Source organism: Sphingobium quisquiliarum P25 (assembly GCF_000445065.1).
GTDB classification, from domain to species: Bacteria; Pseudomonadota; Alphaproteobacteria; order Sphingomonadales; family Sphingomonadaceae; genus Sphingobium; species Sphingobium quisquiliarum.
Map to the genome: position 1 here is coordinate 1 of NZ_ATHO01000078.1, position 1,106 is coordinate 1,106.

Annotated in this window: 2 protein-coding genes; both read left to right on the top strand. The window is 64.3% G+C overall.

The window, feature by feature from the left end; genetic code table 11:
* Positions 1 to 428: M23 family metallopeptidase (locus L288_RS31375; RefSeq protein WP_021238168.1), on the top strand; the 428-nt coding region annotated here is incomplete at its 5' end.
* A 95-nt stretch (positions 429 to 523) separates the two neighbouring features.
* Positions 524 to 1,087, top strand: a complete 564-nt coding sequence (gene efp, locus L288_RS31380) for an elongation factor P (protein WP_021238169.1) — start codon at positions 524 to 526, stop codon at positions 1,085 to 1,087.
* The last annotated feature ends 19 nt before the right edge of the window (positions 1,088 to 1,106 follow it).

Genomic DNA, 1,106 nt, shown 5'->3' on the forward strand with positions numbered 1-1,106 from the left:
TGATCCCGGTGGAGGGCGTGCCCCCGGCGGCGCTGACCGACACATTCACCCAGTCGCGGGCGGGCGGCGCGCGGCCGCATGACGCGATCGACATCATGGCGGCGCGCGGAACGGCGGTGCTGGCGGCCGCTGACGGACGGGTCGAGAAGCTGTTCTCCAGCGCGGACGGCGGGCTTACCATCTATGAGCGGTCGGGCGACGGGCGCCGCATCTATTATTATGCGCATCTGGACGGCTATGCGCCGGGGCTGGCCGAAGGGCAGACGGTGCGGCGCGGGCAGAAGATCGCCACGGTGGGAAGCAGCGGCAATGCCGACCCGGCCGCCCCGCACCTCCACTTCGCCGTGCATGAGATGCTGCCGGACGAGCCATGGCATGGCGGGCGCGCCATCAATCCCTATCCGCTGCTGGTCCACCCGGCCCGATGACCCCACTTGCCCTTGGCGGCGGCACGATGTAGAGGCCCCCAAGCCTTAAAGAGGCCGGCTCTTTTCACCTTCAAGCATATAGGCAGGCTCTTCCCATGAAGATCAGCGGCGTCGAGATTCGTCCCGGCAACAATATCGAATATGACGGAAGCCTGTGGCGTGCCGTCAAGATCCAGCACACCCAGCCCGGCAAGGGTGGCGCCTATATGCAGGTGGAACTCAAGAACCTGATCGACGGGCGCAAGAACAACGTGCGCTTCCGCTCCGCCGAGACGGTCGAGCGCATCCGCCTCGACACCAAGGATTTCCAATATCTCTATGCAGAGGGCGACATGCTCGTCTTCATGGACACGGAAACCTATGAGCAGATCAACCTGCCGCAGGACCTGGTGGGCGAAGCGTCGGCTTTCTTGCAGGACGGCATGATGGTCATGCTGGAAATGTATGAGGAACGCCCGATCTCCGTGCAGCTGCCCGAAACGGTCGAGGCGACCGTGGTCGAGGCCGACGCCGTGGTGAAGGGGCAGACCGCTTCGGCCAGCTACAAGCCCGCAATCCTGGACAATGGCGTGCGCGTCATGGTGCCGCCGCACATCGTCACCGGAACCCGCATCGTCGTGGATGTGTATGAGCGGGAATATGTGAAGCGGGCGGATTGATGACAATCTCCCCTCCCGC